This is a genomic window from Brasilonema bromeliae SPC951, assembly GCF_012912135.1.
GTDB lineage: Bacteria > Cyanobacteriota > Cyanobacteriia > Cyanobacteriales > Nostocaceae > Brasilonema > Brasilonema bromeliae.
Genome location: NZ_QMEB01000143.1, coordinates 1 through 16,481 on the forward strand (window position 1 = coordinate 1; position 16,481 = coordinate 16,481).

Here is a 16,481-nt window from a genome sequence, read left to right on the forward strand (position 1 = left end):
GCGACCCCCTCACCGCCTCCGGCGTCTACAAGTCGGGAAACCCGCTGTTAGCACCTGCCTCACCGCCAATTTTTTTAGGTTGCCTAACTTGTGCAGCTTTAACTGCAATGTTGTGCTGCTGGGATCGAATCATAAACTCCACCTGTAGTGGTTCGCCAACATCATAAGAAAGACCGCAATACTTCAACTCAGCAGTTAATTAACACCACGATATGTGAGTGTTATCTGCTTCACCTTTTTGAATAACAATGAGGCGCATTCCTTGAGGATATCTCCCTTTACAAGCGCTATTACTGAAAAAAGAATTATTGGCTTCCTTTACCAAAAAAATATTTTTATTTATGTACTAATTGTAACTTTATTATGAAAGTCTCAGCTTTTTTAGTAACAATTAATATACAGAGTGTGAGTTTGGCTAATGTCACAAAACTGAATGTTAAAAAGTTGTGAATCAACTGATGCGGGTATGAAAAAGGGTGTACTTTGTTTGTGTAGTCGAGCCAGTGCGTTGCGGTGAGGCAGGTGCTAACAGCAGGTTTCCCGACTTGTAGACGCCGGAGGCGGCTTCCCGTAGGGTAGCAACTGCCGTTAGCGTAGCGTGTCCGGAGGACATACCCGAAGGGTGAGTTAGCTCAAACTCATCTCACCAATGTCCGTCATAATTTAGAACATCGTCTACTGGTAGTCAGAGAAAAAGGGGATCAACAGCTCATTTATCTACTATTTGACGATTTATCCAAATGCCTCTTAGTCCAGCTCCCCTCGCTCCGTGATAATCTTCTGTGAGACTGTCACCAATGTGCCATGCAGCATCTGATGAACAGTGATGTTTTTCCAAAGCTATGGCAAAGATTTTGCTATCAGGTTTGGCTGCACCTGCCTGAGTGCAAATAGTGATAGACTGGAAAAATTCTCTGAGTTCCAAACTTTGTAACACTGAGTAAATACGGGAATCAAAATTTGAAAGTATTCCCAGTTCAATTCCCATCCGCCGCCAGCTAACCAAAGCTGGCAAGACATCGGGATAGATAAACCACGGATTAGCTGTACCAAAGTGAATGTAGAGTTCACTAAAAAAAGTCGAAAAATCAGAAAACTTCTGGAAAACACCTGCTTGTTCAAAAGACTTTCGACCTATGTCAAGCCACCAATCAAACTCGCGTTGGGGAATGTCTTGTTCCTCTGCATCTGGAAATACAGGTGGTGGCGCAGCTTTAAAACTCTGTATGAATGTTTTGTTTAAAGTATCAGCGGAAACTTCGACTCCAAACTCCTGCGCTATCTGACTGTAGATTTCTCCCACACTGCCTTTCACCCCAAAGAGTGTGCCAACAGCATCTAAAAAGATAACTCGCGGTTTTTCCTTCATAAACTATCACTTACTCGCTATTAGCTATCTACCTATCTCCACTGACTCAAACAGTCCTGTATGCCAAGTATGTAATTTTTTATTTTCTATAAAGTGTCTCTACAATCGGACGAGTCAGCCAGTTAAAACCAACTTTGAGTTTGTGATCTAAAGTTGGTAGCCGATAAAGATAGGCAACACGACGCGCGACGTATGCTAAGGAACCTTCTAGTTTGATGCCTAAACCAGTAAGGGTGGCACTGTCTATCCCCAATGCCATCATCTCACCTAAGAACTGATAGCGGAAGGGAAGCAAAGGGCGATTTGTCAAACTTGCCCAAATGTTCCAAGCTGCATAATCTGCTTGTTGGAAAGCAGCCTGTGCTGTTGCAGGGACTTGCTTACCTTCAGCATCAAGGCAATCTGCTAAATCTCCCAAGGCAAAAATCTCGGGATGATCGTGGACTTGGAGAGTTGATGCGGTGCTAATTTGACCGCGCTGGTTTTGTTTCACAGGGAGGTTTCGTACCACAGGCGATACCCGAGTTCCCACTGTCCAAATGACCAAATCCACAGGAATTGTGTCTACTTGATTCTTGTACTCTAATGAGATGCTGTCTTGAGCAATTGATTCTACCTTCGTTTCTAAATCGAGAAATACACCCCGTGCATCTATTGCTTTGTTTGCTGTTTGTCTGTTGAAGTCTGGCGAGGTTCGCAAAATTTGGTCAGATATTTCAATCAGCCGAAATCGTCCTCTTTCCCCAAGTCTATCTGCTAGTTTGCAAGCTAACTCTACACCACTGTAACCAGCACCGACTATAGCTACCCTGATTTTATCCGCATCCGATTCCTCTAAAACTCGCAGGCGTTCTTCCAAACGATATGCATCTGCAATAGTCCGAAACGAATAGGCGTAAGATGTTGCACCAGGGACAATATCCAACGGTGTTTCACCACCTAGCGCCAACACCAATTGGTCATAGGAAATTTCTGGTCCATCCTGTAAATGTACCCGTCGCTGGTCTATGTCAATTTCTGATACAAAGCCTTGACAAAAACGTATACCTGTGTTGCTCAAAAGTTCTTGATAGGGTGGGGCAATTTCCCAGGTTTGCAATTCCCCAGTCAGGAGTTCGTAGAGAAGAGGGGAGAAAACAAAGCGATCGCTGTGATCCACCAAAACTATTTCAGGTTTTTGCAAAGGTTCCCAAGGAAGCTGGCTCAAGCGTAGAGCAGTGTAGAGACCACCAAAGCCTCCACCAAGGATACAGATTATAGCAGGTTGTTGAGTCATCGGTCTAGAGGAAGGTCAATCCCCGGGGGGTAATTTCTTTCAGTGTACTGATTTCTTGTGGTTTGTTGCCATCAACCAGCAATCCCAGTACTTTCCCTCGTGCAGTTCGTGTTCGGGCAATATCTTTACCTTGACAAAGCCGCATTTTTCATAACAGCGGATAGCACGAGTGTTCCACACCTGTGGATCGATGACAACTTTAACGGCTTGCAGTTGTTCAAAAGTATAGTCTACAGCCAATGAAACTACTTTTTTGCCAATTCCCTGGTTCCAATATTGAGTTTCTCTCGCATACGACGAATAGAGATTTCGTCTTTTTTAAGATGCATCTCTCTAATATTTTGGCAATTTGTATTATAGTTATATGATTTTTTTGGCAATCCTTTTTCAACCTGGAAATAAGCAAAAGACGGTTTGTCTTTAACACAAACCGCCGCAATCTTAAAACCTAGGTAAAAAGAACTTAGTTACCGCCAGAAGTGATAGCTTTGTTGTGTTGAGCGGTAACTTCGCCCCTAGCATGCCATTTGCCATCTGAACCTTTCTCGTACTGGTTTTTAACGCTATTCCAAGCAACTTCACGGGCACCCTGTTCACTGATACCGTCACTTTGAGCTGCATTGAATGCTGCAACAAAAATCTGCTTTCCTTCTTGAGGAAGTTCTTGCAGTTGGTCTTTTAGTTCTTGAGATAATTCATCTATGTTGTTAACAGCCATAGCTCCACTCCGATTCCTTATGTTTGTGTTCATCCTAAGAACTCAAAGGCAAGGTTTTCCTCTTTCTAGAAGTAGAGATAGAAAATTCTCATATCTTTGATCCTATACTTTTGACATAGGCTTAGTGAACCTGATTCAAATCAGCGCGGCAATTATATTAATGCTCATCGCCAAAATACTGGTATTGAAAAAGAAGGATAATACTCCGTGTAGCAGAGTCAAACGCCTCATTGAACGTGATATTGTTTGCACATCTGAGACTTGGCTAGTCATGCCAATAACGAAAGAAAAATATAGAAAGTCCCAATAATCTGGTTCTTCGTCATTAGGAAAATCTAGACCAGCAGCTATTTGCTGTGTATCACTGCTAACTTGATAATAAGTATGCGCGTATTGCATGGCGAATATGGTATGTACTAGTAACCAAGAACTGATAATCGTCATCACAGCAAGCGTGACGTGTAGGGTTAGTAGAATCGTTGACAGTTTTTTTGTATTACCACTGAGTAAGAACCCAATCGCTAACACACTTGCACAAGCAGCAGCGATAATTAAGGTGAAGATAGCTACACGACCTTGATATTCAAGTTGCGCAAAACGGCGCATCTTTTGTGGAGTCGCCCTGAACATTATCCACCAAGTCAAGCCTAAGAAACAGTCAGCGCCTAAGTTCCAAGCACAGAGAATGCGCGTAGGGAAGTGCAGCCAAGACGGTAATAGTACTGAGACTAATGCAGCAAAGCCAACACAAATAATCAGTCGGTGCCGAGAATCAGAGTTTTTGAACAACTTAAATGCAACCCAAAAATGATTATTGGTAATTGAATGCTACCAAGTCAGTTGACTCAAAAAAGTACTTGAGTTAGAAAACGTTTGAAAAGTCTGATTTCAGACTTTTCTTGGTGACTAAAAGTCTCACGGCGGTTGCTACTGTGCCGTAAGGCATACCGCTTACTACAGTGACCAAAACGTGGAAAAGGTCAGTGCATAGCGCTGTCTCACCGCCCAGAGGGCGTCTACAACGGGGAGATCCTCCTTATACCATTTCACGATCAAGCCTGATAAAAATGATTTTTCTACAATTATTTTCCCGTTCCCCGTTCCCCGTTCCCCCTGTTCCCTGTTCCCCCTCATCCTGATTCGCTTTGAGAATTCGCCATCCACACGCTAAGCTGAATAAAAGTAGCATTTTATTGCGCCTTGTATATAAAATTTGCGGTTTGTGCTAATTTTTAATTTTTGCTGTTTAAGAAAACTGGAATGCTAGATCAGATATTCGATTACCTTCACTTCCATTTCAGCATTGAAGCTTGTATAGTGCTGCTGGTGCTCATTTTTTTAGAGGCAATATTGTCTGCTGACAACGCGATCGCTCTCGCTGCGATCGCCCAAGGACTAGAAAACAAAGATCTCGAAGGTAAGGCGCTGAACATTGGTTTGGTAGTTGCTTATGTCCTGCGAATCACTTTACTTCTAACAGCTACCTGGGTGCAACAGTTCTGGCAGTTTGAGTTACTAGGTGGAGTTTACCTTTTGTGGCTAGTATTCCAACATTTTACCTCTGAAGAAGGCGATGACAATCAACATCACGGTCCCCGTTTTACCTCCCTGTGGCAAGTCATACCTGTCCTTGCCTTCACAGATTTAGCATTTTCTCTTGATAGTGTTACCACTGCGATCGCTGTTTCTAATGAAACGTGGCTTGTCATTACCGGCACAACCATTGGCGTTGTGACTCTGCGCTTTATGGCAGGTTTATTTATTCGTTGGTTAGATGAATATGTCTACTTGGAGGATGCAGGCTATATCACTGTAGCGTTGGTAGGCTTGCGCTTACTCCTCAAAGTCGTGAACGATTCTTTAGTACCACCACAGTGGGGGATGATAACTGCGATCGCCCTGATCTTGGCATGGGGATTTTCTAAGCGAACCCACTCAGAAGAAATAGAAGAACAAAAGAAAACCGAGCTTGTAGAAGGCAGTAGAGAGTAAGAAAAAGTGTTGGAATGAGGAAGGGAGGAAGTGAGGGAAAAAATATCCTTCGCTCCTTCCCTTATAATCTCCTTTGACTTCCTAAATTACTCGTGTAACCAAGGTGTGATGGTTGGTTGCCAAGAGACTAATTCCTCTTCTTTAAACCACAGAGAGACTTCCTGTTGTGCTGTTTCGATAGCATCGGAACCGTGGATGAGGTTGCGACCAATGTTGACGCCAAAATCACCTCGAATTGTGCCTGGTTCTGCCGAGAGTGGGTTTGTTGCCCCAATGATTTTTCTAGCAGATGCAATCACGCCTTCGCCTTCCCAAACCAGCGCTACCACTGGACCGGAAGTGATAAAATCTACTAACCCAGCAAAGAAAGGTCTTTCCCGGTGAACGTCGTAGTGCTGTTCAGCTAATTCCCGGCTAACTTTGAGAAACTTCAAACCAACAAGGGTAAAGCCTTTATCTTCAAAGCGACGAATAATTTCACCTACTAATCCGCGCTGTACGCCATCAGGCTTAATTGCTAAGAATGTGCGTTCTGCCAAAGCTATCTCCTCAAATTTATTGAATTCGTGTTTTGTCCTTTGTCCTCTGTCATTTGTCATTTGTCAAGAAATCATGACAAATGACTTGTCATTTATGACCAATAACAAATGACCAATCTGAGGATATCTCAGAAAGTATCTCTAAGTGCATGTGCGCGTACAGAGGAATACGCTAAATTGTATTTTCGTGGGTCTAACATAGAGGTCAGTGAAGAAATGCATGTTGAGTCAACTGAGACATTAGAAGAGGTGGTGAAACTGCCGTCCGATGGACAGAAAGCGCAATTGAAAAATAATAAACAAAGAAAGCTGCTACCACCAGCCACATCACTAGATGCACCTCGCCTATGGACAATAGAACAGAGTGAAGAACTTTACCGAATAGAAGGTTGGGGACAGCCTTACTTTTCTATAAACGCAGCAGGTCATATCACTGTTTCTCCTAAGGGCGATCGCGGCGGTTCTTTGGACTTATATGAACTTGTCAACGCCCTGAAGCAGCGTAGCCTAGGACTGCCGCTACTGATTCGTTTCTCGGATATTTTGGAAGATAGGATTGAGCGGTTAAACGCTTGTTTTGCCAAAGCGATCGCCCGCTACAACTACCCAGGTGTTTACCGTGGTGTTTTTCCTGTCAAGTGTAATCAGCAAAGACACTTAATAGAGGACTTGGTGAGGTTCGGCAAACCTCATCAATTTGGCTTAGAAGCTGGTTCTAAGCCAGAATTAATGATTGCCCTAGCTTTATTAGATACACCAGGGGCGCTGCTCATTTGCAATGGCTACAAAGACCGAGAGTACATCGAAACAGCAATGCTGGCACAAAGACTAGGTCAAAAGCCGATTATCGTCCTAGAACAAGTCGAAGAAGTTGATTTGGTGATCGAGGTCAGCCAACAATTGGGGATTGAGCCAATTGTGGGTGTGAGGGCTAAACTAAGTACCCAAGGTATGGGACGGTGGGGAACTTCTACAGGCGATCGCGCTAAATTTGGTCTCACCATCCCTGAAATTATTCAGGCAGTTGACAAGTTACGCGAAGCTAACCTATTGGGTTCGTTACAGCTATTACACTTCCACATCGGCTCGCAAATCTCAGCAATCAATGTGATTAAAGATGCCATCCAAGAAGCCAGTCGTATTTATGTGGAGCTGGCAGCATTGGGGGCAAAGATGAAGTATCTCGATGTTGGTGGTGGCTTGGGTGTCGATTATGACGGTTCGCAAACGAACTTCTATGCCTCGAAAAACTACAATATGCAGAACTATGCCAACGATATCGTGGCAGAGTTAAAAGATACCTGTGCTGAACGAAAGATTGCCGTACCAACACTGATAAGCGAAAGCGGACGGGCGATCGCTTCCCATCAATCAATGCTGATTTTTGACGTTCTCAGTACCAGCGTTGTCCCTCTTGATCCACCAGAGTCACCAAAAGAGGGTGAATCCCCGATTATTACTTACCTGTGGGAAACCTACCAATCTGTTAACGAGGAGAATTACCAAGAACTCTACCACGACGCTACCCAATTTAAAGAAGAAGCCATCAGTCGCTTCAACTTAGGGATTTTAAGTCTTACGGAACGCGCTAAAGCTGAAAGGCTTTACTGGGCTTGTTGTCAAAAAATTCTTGAAATAACCAGAAAGCAGGAATACGTACCGGACGAGATGGAAGACTTGGAACAAATCATGGCTTCTATCTACTACGTCAATCTTTCTGTGTTTCAATCTGCACCTGACTGTTGGGCGATTGACCAGCTTTTTCCGATCATGCCAATTCACCGTTTGGATGAAGAACCAACACGGCGAGGAATTTTGGCAGATTTAACATGCGATAGTGATGGCAAAATCGACAGGTTTATTGACCTGCGGGATGTGAAGTCAGTTTTGGAACTGCACCCCCTCAAACCAGGAGAACCCTATTATCTCGGAATGTTCCTCAACGGAGCTTACCAAGAAATTATGGGCAATTTGCACAATCTCTTTGGCGACACCAACGCAGTTCACATCCAACTGACTCCAAAAGGTTATCAAATTGAACACGTCGTTAAAGGTGATACCATGAGCGAAGTGGTGAGCTATGTGCAGTATGACTCTGAAGATATGGTGGAAAGCATTCGCCAGCGTTGTGAGCATGCTTTAGAAGAAAATCACATCACTTTAGCGGAAGCTCAAAGACTGCTACAAACCTATGAACAAAGTTTGCGACGGTACACTTACCTGAATAGTTAAAAGTTAAAAGTCATAAGTCATCAACTAATGACTTATGACTCAATGACTAAATTACTAATGACTAACTAGCATTATTTCCCAACAATTCAGCAATGGCTTGCCGTTCTACTGGCGTATGGGATGGTGGATCTTGACGAGCATCGGTGATGAGCCAGTCTAAAGCAGCAGCTTGGACATCAATCGTTGCTCCAGTTTTGTCTACACAATGACGACCAAATACCAACTTGTCCACAAGCCGTACTCCCGGTCCCAGTCGTGACCACTCAAAAATCACACTGTTTTCTACCGTGGCACCACTGCATACCCAGCAATTTGGACCTATCATGGTAGGACCAACAATTTTGGCTCCGTCTTCAATCTTGGTCATGCCGCCGATGTAAACTGGACCTGTAATATCCACTTTGTCCCAATTGACAGCAACGTTCATCCCAGTGTAGATACCAGGTGCGACTTGTTGTCCGGGGATTTGCACGTTCTTAATGTCCCCTAAGAGGACACCACGAATTGCCCGCCAGTAGTCTGGAACTTTTCCAATATCCACCCATTCAAAGTCCATTGGGATAGCGTAGAAAGGCGCACCGATTTCTACCAGTTTGGGGAAAAGCTGGCTGCCGATGTCATACTCTACGCCAGAAGGGATATAATTAAATACCTCTGGTTCAAAAATATAAATGCCTGTGTTGATATTAGTGCTCAGAGCTTCCTCAACTTTGGGTTTTTCCTGGAAAGCTTTCACACGCCCATCAACGTCCGTGACGACTACACCATAGCTAGAAACTTCTTCCTTGGGCACGGATTTCATGATAATGGTGGCAAGAGATCCTTTAGATTTATGCCACTTCACAGCTGCTGTCAAATCTAGGTCAATCAGGGCATCGCCACACAACACCACAAAGGTATCATCAAAGAATGGGTGAAAGTCTTGGATCTTCCGCATTCCCCCTGCAGATCCAACGGCTTCCCCAACAAGGCTACCCTCAACAATGCGACCTTCAAAAGAGTAGGCAATTTGCACACCAAACCGCTGACCATCACGGAAATAACTCTCTATTTCCTCTGCTAAATGGCTAACATTGACCATAATCTGGTCAAACCCATGCTGACGTAGAAGTTCCAGTAAAAATTCCATCACTGGCTTCTGGAGAATGGGCATCATCGGTTTGGGGGTTGTGTAGGTAATAGGACGTACGCGAGTACCTTTACCAGCTGCGAGAATCATCGCCTTCATATATATTTATTCCTCAACCACAAGCCAGTTTACTGTTAAGAAGTAATATTTCATCGTGAGTTTATTTCTGATTTCAGTCACCCCTGAAAGCACGGTTCACAGACATCAAGAGACTTTGACGCAATTATTGGCATAACCTAACTAATAGCGTCAAGTATAAAGCATGAAGAAAATAGAAAATATGAAGTATGCAGTATAAAATTTTCATACCCAGCTTTCAGCATCCACACTTCATGACTTTATATCATTCTTGCTCCTACTCTAGCTTACCCTGCGAGAAGCCCCTTAAACTTTACGAGAAGCTCTATGCCTGTGGAGGCTTGCGCCAACAAAGAACCGTCTGGAGGAAGAAATATGAATATGCCTCCAGTACACCTATGTCCTGATCCCTTTCGACACGCTATACCCCAGAGTGCTTGTTCACCGCACTTACAGACACGCGCCCCGTCAGAAAGCGCACGCACGCTTCGTATGCCCAGAAGGCACGCTCTTGCAACGCGAGAGCTTAGGAATTGCGCTAACGTTAGATGCAGTTCCCCTAGGCGCACAAAATCCTCCAAAGAGCGCTGTCTGAGCGCCATCCAGAACAAGTAACTTGTACACAAAGGTTTCCCTGATTTGGCAAAATGTCTGTTGGTGTCTACATCTTTTCATTCGTTATCTTTATCAATTTAATCGGATTTTGGAATTTACTGAAGCCAAACTCTGATAATCTTGAATATTCCTATGTTGCAAACTCTGAATTCAGGGGAGTCTCTATGGATTCATGATTGGATGAATCAGTAAGTAGCCTGATTTTAATTTCCTGATAAAACTCCTCCTGAAATAGCTCTACTTTTGATTGAGCACAAAGCAGTAGGAGCGCCCAGAAAACACTAACAACTACGTGGCTATGTTGCGATGTGTGTGCTTTATTCTGTTGTGGTTGCTTTTTCTGCGTCCACAACTCTACAAGCTGTTCAAGATTCAGCCAAGTGTTCTGTAAACTCAATTCTGTTGCCACACTTTGCAATAGCTGCTCTAGTTCAAAAGCCACCTCTGTAAGATTTTCCTGGTGAGCCAACTCTAATGCTGCCCGCATACTTTGCAAACTAGGTTGCCGTTTCTGACGGGCAGGTTTATTGGCTTTTTCTACCAGTTTCAATTGTTGAGCCATGATTTGCAATTGCGAAATCAGTTCTTGCAAAGTCACGCGACGCTTTGACGGTGGCATTGCTGTTGGACGACGACGCAAGTGCCGCTCTAATGGTAAGCGTTGAGTTTGATGGATGATCCCGTCTTCACTCTCTAGCAATGCATCATTTTCCGCCGCTTCTTGCTCTTGTGCTGACGATTGCAATTGCATCAAAGTATTTGCTTTAAATAACACAAGTTTGGATGCCGACAAAAAAGCCTGTCCTGATTTCGACAAGTCAGCTTCATAGCCCTTGGTGGTTGCCTCCGATCCCATTAGTTCCAAATAATGGTCAATCACCGAAATCACCTTAACATCCCAAGGGTCTATTTCCCCAAGTTCCGCCTGATGAATCAGAAGTGTAATTTTTTCCAATAATTCGGAAGCATCCATTAATTCTTTGGATATAGGATTTCAGGTTTTGTATGAGGAATTGCTCTGTGTTGTGTTAGTAGTCGTTAGTGGAACAACTAACGACTACTAACTCCTCACTAACCAATTCTTTTATTAAGTGGTGATTTGTGCTTCTTTTGCTACAGAATCATTCACTGGTGGTAGAGCAAGTTTCAAAGACTGAACTTCTGCTTGATATTGTTCAACCTTGCTTTCTAGTTCCTTAATTTGGAGATTTTTCTGTCGCACTTGTGGACCAGAAACTAGTAGTCTCTGAAAACGTGTCCAGATACTATACAACCAAGCCAAAACAGCTCCTATCCCACTTGCCAAAAGCAACTCAATTGCAATTGGTGCTTCCACCTGTACTTCTGGAACAACATTTATTGTTCCAGGTTGGGTGTTTTCGAGGGCAAATAAAGCCAAGGCTAAACAAAAGATAAAAATTATTACGAAGTTGATTTGTCTCATTGGAAACTAAAGACTAGATAATTGTTTTTGCCCAATGCTTCCTGAAAATTGTGCCTAAAACCATTTTGAATTGTGCTTAAAGATAGAGCAACTTGCTATCCAAAAGATTTTAAAAACTTAAAGTTGCACATCTACAGCAGTTTTGATCCTATTTGAGTTGTGAAACAACTGTTGAGGTGATCCGGTACTCTTGGAGCCTAAGCTCCAGCAGGGTTTTTAACTTCAGTATCCACAGGCGGGAAACCCGTCTATGGCACTCCAGTCATTTGTACTAAAAAATAAAGGACACTCGACAAATGACAAAGGACAACGCTCAGGAAAAATTTCACAAACTATTTAGGATTGCAATTAAACAAAATGGTACGAGAATGAATCTAACTTGTAAAGTATAACATATGATCTTTTTATACACGCGCTTGTGTCAAAAAAATGGCGATAAAAAATCATAATAATCTTGACATTAACCTCTATATATTAAATCCTTATCAATCATTCCAAAGACTCCTACTCAGTTACACCTTTTCTTATGTTACCGCCTTTGATCGCATCGAAGGTAACTTTTATGGTACCAGCAATAGGAATAGCAACCAATGTCCCTAATAAACCTGCAATCTCAAATCCCATGAGAATAGCCACAAAAATCCAGATGGGATTAATACCAATAAAATCGCCAAGTAACTTTGGACCTAACAGATTATCTTTGATTTGCTGCATGACAATGGCAGCCACAGCGACTTGAACTGCCAACCACCAACTTTGAAGCAACACTAAAAAAGTAACCAGACCAATACCAAAAGTCGCCCCGATGAAGGGGATGAGTTGGGATATACCTATAAATATGGCAAATAACAAGGCAAAAGGTACTTTGAGAACTAAGAAAATCGGAGTCAGGCTAATTACCATGAACAATGCTAGCAAAATCTGGCTGAGGAAAAAGTAGTGGAAATTAAGTCGTAAAGATGTGGTTAAGGGGAATCGAATATGAGGTGGTAAGAAGTTGAATAAGCCAGACCATACGCGATCGCCATACAACAGCATATAAAATGCCAGCACCACTACCAGTATCAAATCAACCAAACCCGATAACAGTGTTCCTGCAAATCCTACAGCAACCGAAGCCAACTGTTGCACCAAACTCTGAATGTTTGCATTGATTTGATTGCTGACGACCCTCAAATCTAGGGGTAAACGCCGCTTTTTAGCGAAAGCTTCAATATGCTCCAAATTTGCTTGACTGGCGGCTAGCCAATCTGGAATTTTATTTAAAAGTTGTATTGTTTGGTCAATAACTACTGGTACGAGCGTGACGCCAAGAATGACCAAAAGCGTTAAAGTTAACAGCAATACAATGATAACTGCTTGAGCACGGGTCAAGGCAATGCGTTCAAAGAACTTGACTGGGTAGTTCAGTAAAAAAGCCAGAATTGCTGCAATGCTCACAATGGTGATGGGGTGCTGGAATAAGCGAAAAATCACATACAGCAACCAGAGATTGAGAGCGATAATCGGACCGCTCAGGCCGTATATTAACAGACGTTGAACTGAGGCTGAACGGTACATCTTGTGTTATCTGTGTTAAAACGCCTTGACACATTAGGTACAACTTGGTGAAAGCTGATGACCATGTAAATTAGATAGATATTTTTGCAAATACACACATAAGCGTACTGAAATACGTACTTAATAATAGGAAAGTAAACAAAAATGGACAAAACGATCTCCGACCTTCGCAAAGACTACACCTTGCAAAGTTTAAGCGAAAAGGATGTAGATTCTAACCCTTTTATACAGTTTAAACAATGGTTTGACCAAGCATTAGCAGCCCAACTCCCGGAACCGAACGCGATGACTGTAGCCACCGCTACACTAGACGGTAAGCCCTCGGCAAGAATCGTGCTGCTAAAAGGTTTTGACCAACGGGGCTTTGTCTTCTACACCAACTACAACAGTCAGAAAGGACAAGAGTTAGCAGAAAATCCTCAAGGTTCGTTAGTTTTCTGGTGGGCGGAACTAGAACGCCAAGTCCGTATTTGTGGGAGCGTAGAAAAAGTTTCCGAGAAAGAATCAGATGAGTATTTTTATAGTCGTCCTTTAAACAGTCGTTTAGGTGCATGGGCGTCTGATCAAAGTCAGGTGATAGAAAGCCGAGAAATGCTGGAACAACGGATGCAGGAGTTGCAAATTCAATATCAAAACCAAGATGTTAAGCGACCACCACACTGGGGAGGCTTGCGCGTGATCCCAACAGAAATAGAATTTTGGCAAGGACGTTCCAATCGCTTACATGATCGCTTGCTTTATACTCGCTTATTAGATGATGGCAGTTGGAAAATTCAGCGTTTGTCCCCATAATGAAAAAATTCGCACTTTTGTGTTTAGTCATATTCTTGAGCTTTGTTGTTTGCCTGTCTATCAACGCAGCACAGCCGCGCGCTGTACCTCCCCTATGGCAGGTTTATCAGCAGTCACTCAAAACAGCCAAGTACGTTGATCTCACCCATACTATCGCTCCTGCAATTCCTGTATGGTCAGGGTTTGGTCCATCAAAGTTTGAACCAACTGTTAATCCAAACACAGGAAAGCCATACACCTACCAAAAGGATGGTTTTGAAGCAACCCATTACGATCTATCTACTGATCAGCTTGGAACTCAGTTAGATCCACCGGCTCATTGGAACCCTGATTATCCAGCTATTGATGAGTTACCTGCAACCTTTGCTGTTCGTCCGTTAGTAGTCATTCCCATCCAAAACAAAGTCGCTGGTGATCCCAACTATCACCTCACAGTTAAAGATATTCAGGATTGGGAAACTCGTCATGGCAAGATTCCTGAAGGTTCAGTTGTGTTTGTCCGCTCTGACTGGTCTAAGGAATGGCCAAATCCTGAACTTGCTAAAAGAAAGAAGTTTCCTGGGGTGTCACTGCAAGCTCTCCAGTTCCTGCACTTGCAGCGCAAGATTCTGTTCCACGGACACGAACCCCTGGATACAGATAGTACCCCGACTTTGGAAGGAGAAGCTTGGCTACTGAAAAATGGATACACCCAAGCAGAAGGGGTCGCGAATTTAGATCAAGTGCCTGAGACAGGCGCACTGGTGACAATTGGGTATCCCAAATTTCAAGGTGGCTTGGGAGGTTACGCACGCTATATTGCTATCTGTCCGCCAGACTGGAAGTATGGCGTGTCGGTCGGTCAGATATCAGAATCTCCTCTGCAAAAAGCAAATAAACCGCTGCGTTGGGATCAACAGCTCAATCTACGAGTCAGATAGCAGATAACAGGACAGGAATAACGAGGAAAAGAGAGTATTTGCTTGACTTATTTTCAAATTAATAGGCCTTAAAATTTTTTACAAAAAATTTGTAATAAGAGCCACAAAAATCTGGTAAATATATAACCAAGTACAGGAATAAATACCTTTTCCTAACACTTAGGAAACCAGTACGAAACCCAAAAATTTAACAAACCCAGGAGAACTGTTATGAACCATCCCTTTGGTCTAGATGTTTTAGATTTAGAAGCAATAGAACTCAATTTTGAAGACGATCTCAATGATGAAGAGGCTGCCCAAGTCGTAGGTGGACTGACTAAAGCCACCACTGAAGCTGTAGGTGAAGAAGGAGGGACAGTCACCACTCTAGCTGTAGGTGAAGAAGGAGGGATACAATGTATTTCTGCCCCTTGTCCCGGAAGTGAAGGAGGAGAGAAGCCTCCCAAGGAGCCTCCGAAGGCTACCACTTTAGCTCTAGGTGAAGAGGGTGGTTACACCAAAGCTCGGTTTGAAAATGGAGGTTATTAGTAACCTCGTTAATGTGAAGTTTAAAGGCACGACTGGTTGAAAACTCCGCGCGATAAGCGCACGCCGGAGACAAAAGCCACTTTAGTAATTGACTCAAAAACGATTTCAGTTCGAGTTTACATACCATATAGTTTCAGCACTTTACTCTAAAGTGCTGAAATTTCTTGTTGTGAAAGTGATTTGATTTTAAGACTTCTTAAAACCGCAAATTTAAAATGAACATTTTAATTTTGGGTAATTCTTTAGATGCTCATGCTGCCCATCTCAAGAATGCTCTCACCGAAGCTGGTGCAACGGTAGATTATTTCGATACTCACCTATTTCCAACACAATTAAGGATGTCTTGGAGACCTGATACCAAGGTGGGATCTTTAGCTCTATCTGAAGAAAATCAATTGAATTTCCAAGATATTCACAGTATATTTTGGCGTAACTTCTCTGGCGTTCACGTTCCACAGTTAAAAGACTCAAACCAACAGTATGTTGCATTTAATGATTCAATGAGTACACTGCGCTCATTAATCCAGGCTTGTCCATGTCACTGGGTTAATTCTTGGCAAGCATACCAGTTTCATAAAGAAAAACCTCTGCAACTTAGCAAAGCCAAAGAAATAGGAGTGACAATTCCAGCCACTTTAATTAGTAATCATCCAAGAGAAATTACAGAATTTGTTCACACACATGAAAAAGTCATTTTTAAGCCAGTTTATGGTGGTGCTCATACCCAGTTTTTGACACAAGAGCATTTAGAACCAAAAAGATTGAACTTGGCTTTGAGTCTTTCTCCAGTCACACTACAGGAGTATATTCCTGGGACAAACATTCGCAGCTATGTTATTGGAGAATCGGTTTATTCTGCTGAAATTCGCAGTCATGCTGTAGATTTTCGCGAAGATTTGGATGCTGAGTTAATTCCGATAGAATTGCCAGAATCAATTCAACAACAATGTTTAGCAATAGCAAAGGCATTTATGCTAGAGTGGACTGCTATTGACTGGCGTTGCAAACCAAACGGTGAGTATGTATTTTTAGAGGCAAACCCCAGTCCGATGTTTATACATTTTGAAAATCAGACTGGTTTTCCTATTACAGAAAAATTAGTCAATCTCTTGATGAATTAAAAGCAAGCAGTCGCAGAACTATCATATCAAGTTTGCCTAATTACTTACAATAAAAAACCTCACCCCCCGCCCCTCTCCGAACTCGCGGAGAGGGGTGCCCGGAGGGCGGGGTGAGGTGAGACCAGCGCTGCGGGAGGGTTTCCCTCCGCAGGCGACTGGCGAACCCGG

General features: G+C 43.0%; 16 protein-coding genes and 1 pseudogene. 6 read left to right on the forward strand and 11 right to left on the reverse strand.

All coding sequences use genetic code 11. From position 1 onward, the window contains the following. Positions 1-451: 451 nt before the first annotated feature. From DP116_RS17700 to DP116_RS17725, 6 genes and pseudogenes are all read right to left on the reverse strand, one after another. Positions 452-613 carry a hypothetical protein gene (locus DP116_RS17700; protein WP_169156426.1) on the reverse strand — a complete coding sequence of 54 codons (162 nt, stop codon included), beginning with the start codon at positions 611-613 and terminating at the stop codon, positions 452-454. A gap of 96 nt (positions 614-709) precedes the next feature. Continuing rightward, on the reverse strand, positions 710-1,369 hold the full coding sequence (locus DP116_RS17705; RefSeq protein ID WP_169156427.1) for an HAD-IA family hydrolase: 660 nt from the start codon (positions 1,367-1,369) through the stop codon (positions 710-712). A gap of 79 nt (positions 1,370-1,448) precedes the next feature. Next, positions 1,449-2,645, reverse strand: a complete 1,197-nt coding sequence (locus DP116_RS17710; RefSeq protein WP_169156428.1) for an NAD(P)/FAD-dependent oxidoreductase — start codon at positions 2,643-2,645, stop codon at positions 1,449-1,451. Between the two features lie 39 nt (positions 2,646-2,684). Beyond that, positions 2,685-2,921: pseudogene (locus DP116_RS17715) on the reverse strand (GNAT family N-acetyltransferase); the annotation flags it as partial. A gap of 187 nt (positions 2,922-3,108) precedes the next feature. Then, on the reverse strand, positions 3,109-3,363 hold the full coding sequence (locus DP116_RS17720; protein WP_211173349.1) for a ChaB family protein: 255 nt from the start codon (positions 3,361-3,363) through the stop codon (positions 3,109-3,111). A 135-nt stretch (positions 3,364-3,498) separates the two neighbouring features. After that, positions 3,499-4,152 (reverse strand): DUF1345 domain-containing protein, encoded by a 654-nt coding sequence (locus DP116_RS17725; protein ID WP_169156430.1) that lies wholly within the window; start codon positions 4,150-4,152, stop codon positions 3,499-3,501. Between the two features lie 471 nt (positions 4,153-4,623). Between DP116_RS17725 and DP116_RS17730 the strand changes: the two genes are divergently transcribed. Then, positions 4,624-5,355 carry a TerC family protein gene (locus DP116_RS17730; protein ID WP_169156431.1) on the forward strand — a complete coding sequence of 244 codons (732 nt, stop codon included), beginning with the start codon at positions 4,624-4,626 and terminating at the stop codon, positions 5,353-5,355. Between the two features lie 86 nt (positions 5,356-5,441). Here the strand turns inward: DP116_RS17730 and ndk are convergent, their stop codons facing one another. Beyond that, positions 5,442-5,954, reverse strand: a complete 513-nt coding sequence (ndk, locus tag DP116_RS17735; protein WP_169156432.1) for a nucleoside-diphosphate kinase — start codon at positions 5,952-5,954, stop codon at positions 5,442-5,444. A 156-nt stretch (positions 5,955-6,110) separates the two neighbouring features. On the opposite strand from ndk, the gene speA reads away from it, so the two are divergent. Next, the gene (gene speA / locus DP116_RS17740) at positions 6,111-8,126 is read left to right on the forward strand and encodes a biosynthetic arginine decarboxylase (protein WP_169156433.1); all 2,016 of its coding nucleotides are present in this window, start codon (positions 6,111-6,113) and stop codon (positions 8,124-8,126) included. 61 nt (positions 8,127-8,187) lie between these two features. On the opposite strand, the gene DP116_RS17745 is transcribed toward speA, so the two are convergent. From DP116_RS17745 to DP116_RS17760, 4 genes are all read right to left on the reverse strand, one after another. After that, positions 8,188-9,354, reverse strand: a complete 1,167-nt coding sequence (locus DP116_RS17745; protein ID WP_169156434.1) for a nucleotidyltransferase family protein — start codon at positions 9,352-9,354, stop codon at positions 8,188-8,190. A gap of 724 nt (positions 9,355-10,078) precedes the next feature. Next, positions 10,079-10,921, reverse strand: coding sequence for a segregation/condensation protein A (locus tag DP116_RS17750; protein WP_169156435.1), 843 nt, complete (start codon positions 10,919-10,921; stop codon positions 10,079-10,081). 114 nt (positions 10,922-11,035) lie between these two features. Continuing rightward, positions 11,036-11,392, reverse strand: a complete 357-nt coding sequence (locus DP116_RS17755; RefSeq protein WP_169156436.1) for a lipopolysaccharide assembly protein LapA domain-containing protein — start codon at positions 11,390-11,392, stop codon at positions 11,036-11,038. Positions 11,393-11,896: 504 nt separating this feature from the next. Then, complete coding sequence (locus DP116_RS17760) at positions 11,897-12,952, reverse strand: AI-2E family transporter (protein WP_169156437.1); 1,056 nt, start codon at positions 12,950-12,952, stop codon at positions 11,897-11,899. Positions 12,953-13,096: 144 nt separating this feature from the next. Here DP116_RS17760 and pdxH point away from each other — a divergent pair, with 144 nt between their 5' ends. The 4 genes from pdxH (at position 13,097) to DP116_RS17780 (ending at position 16,313) form a co-directional block, all read left to right on the forward strand. Next, positions 13,097-13,744, forward strand: coding sequence for a pyridoxamine 5'-phosphate oxidase (pdxH, locus tag DP116_RS17765; RefSeq protein WP_169156438.1), 648 nt, complete (start codon positions 13,097-13,099; stop codon positions 13,742-13,744). After that, positions 13,744-14,664 carry a cyclase family protein gene (locus DP116_RS17770; protein WP_169156439.1) on the forward strand — a complete coding sequence of 307 codons (921 nt, stop codon included), beginning with the start codon at positions 13,744-13,746 and terminating at the stop codon, positions 14,662-14,664. Before pdxH ends, DP116_RS17770 begins: the two co-directional genes overlap by 1 nt. Before the next feature lie 210 nt (positions 14,665-14,874). Next, positions 14,875-15,192 (forward strand): hypothetical protein, encoded by a 318-nt coding sequence (locus DP116_RS17775; RefSeq protein WP_169156440.1) that lies wholly within the window; start codon positions 14,875-14,877, stop codon positions 15,190-15,192. A 215-nt stretch (positions 15,193-15,407) separates the two neighbouring features. Next, positions 15,408-16,313, forward strand: coding sequence for an ATP-grasp domain-containing protein (locus DP116_RS17780; RefSeq protein WP_169156441.1), 906 nt, complete (start codon positions 15,408-15,410; stop codon positions 16,311-16,313). Positions 16,314-16,481: the final 168 nt, after the last annotated feature.

Bases quoted from the DNA above. Each gene is read 5' to 3' on its own strand.
- DP116_RS17700 (WP_169156426.1), bottom strand. From the start codon at position 613: ATGTCCTCCGGACACGCTACGCTAACGGCAGTTGCTACCCTACGGGAA.
- DP116_RS17705 (WP_169156427.1), bottom strand. From the start codon at position 1,369: ATGAAGGAAAAACCGCGAGTTATCTTTTTAGATGCTGTTGGCACACTC.
- DP116_RS17710 (WP_169156428.1), bottom strand. From the start codon at position 2,645: ATGACTCAACAACCTGCTATAATCTGTATCCTTGGTGGAGGCTTTGGT.
- DP116_RS17720 (WP_211173349.1), bottom strand. From the start codon at position 3,363: ATGGCTGTTAACAACATAGATGAATTATCTCAAGAACTAAAAGACCAA.
- DP116_RS17730 (WP_169156431.1), top strand. From the start codon at position 4,624: ATGCTAGATCAGATATTCGATTACCTTCACTTCCATTTCAGCATTGAA.
- ndk (WP_169156432.1), bottom strand. From the start codon at position 5,954: ATGACAAATGACAGAGGACAAAGGACAAAACACGAATTCAATAAATTT.
- speA (WP_169156433.1), top strand. From the start codon at position 6,111: ATGCATGTTGAGTCAACTGAGACATTAGAAGAGGTGGTGAAACTGCCG.
- DP116_RS17745 (WP_169156434.1), bottom strand. From the start codon at position 9,354: ATGAAGGCGATGATTCTCGCAGCTGGTAAAGGTACTCGCGTACGTCCT.
- DP116_RS17750 (WP_169156435.1), bottom strand. From the start codon at position 10,921: ATGGATGCTTCCGAATTATTGGAAAAAATTACACTTCTGATTCATCAG.
- DP116_RS17755 (WP_169156436.1), bottom strand. From the start codon at position 11,392: ATGAGACAAATCAACTTCGTAATAATTTTTATCTTTTGTTTAGCCTTG.
- DP116_RS17760 (WP_169156437.1), bottom strand. From the start codon at position 12,952: ATGTACCGTTCAGCCTCAGTTCAACGTCTGTTAATATACGGCCTGAGC.
- pdxH (WP_169156438.1), top strand. From the start codon at position 13,097: ATGGACAAAACGATCTCCGACCTTCGCAAAGACTACACCTTGCAAAGT.
- DP116_RS17770 (WP_169156439.1), top strand. From the start codon at position 13,744: ATGAAAAAATTCGCACTTTTGTGTTTAGTCATATTCTTGAGCTTTGTT.
- DP116_RS17775 (WP_169156440.1), top strand. From the start codon at position 14,875: ATGAACCATCCCTTTGGTCTAGATGTTTTAGATTTAGAAGCAATAGAA.
- DP116_RS17780 (WP_169156441.1), top strand. From the start codon at position 15,408: ATGAACATTTTAATTTTGGGTAATTCTTTAGATGCTCATGCTGCCCAT.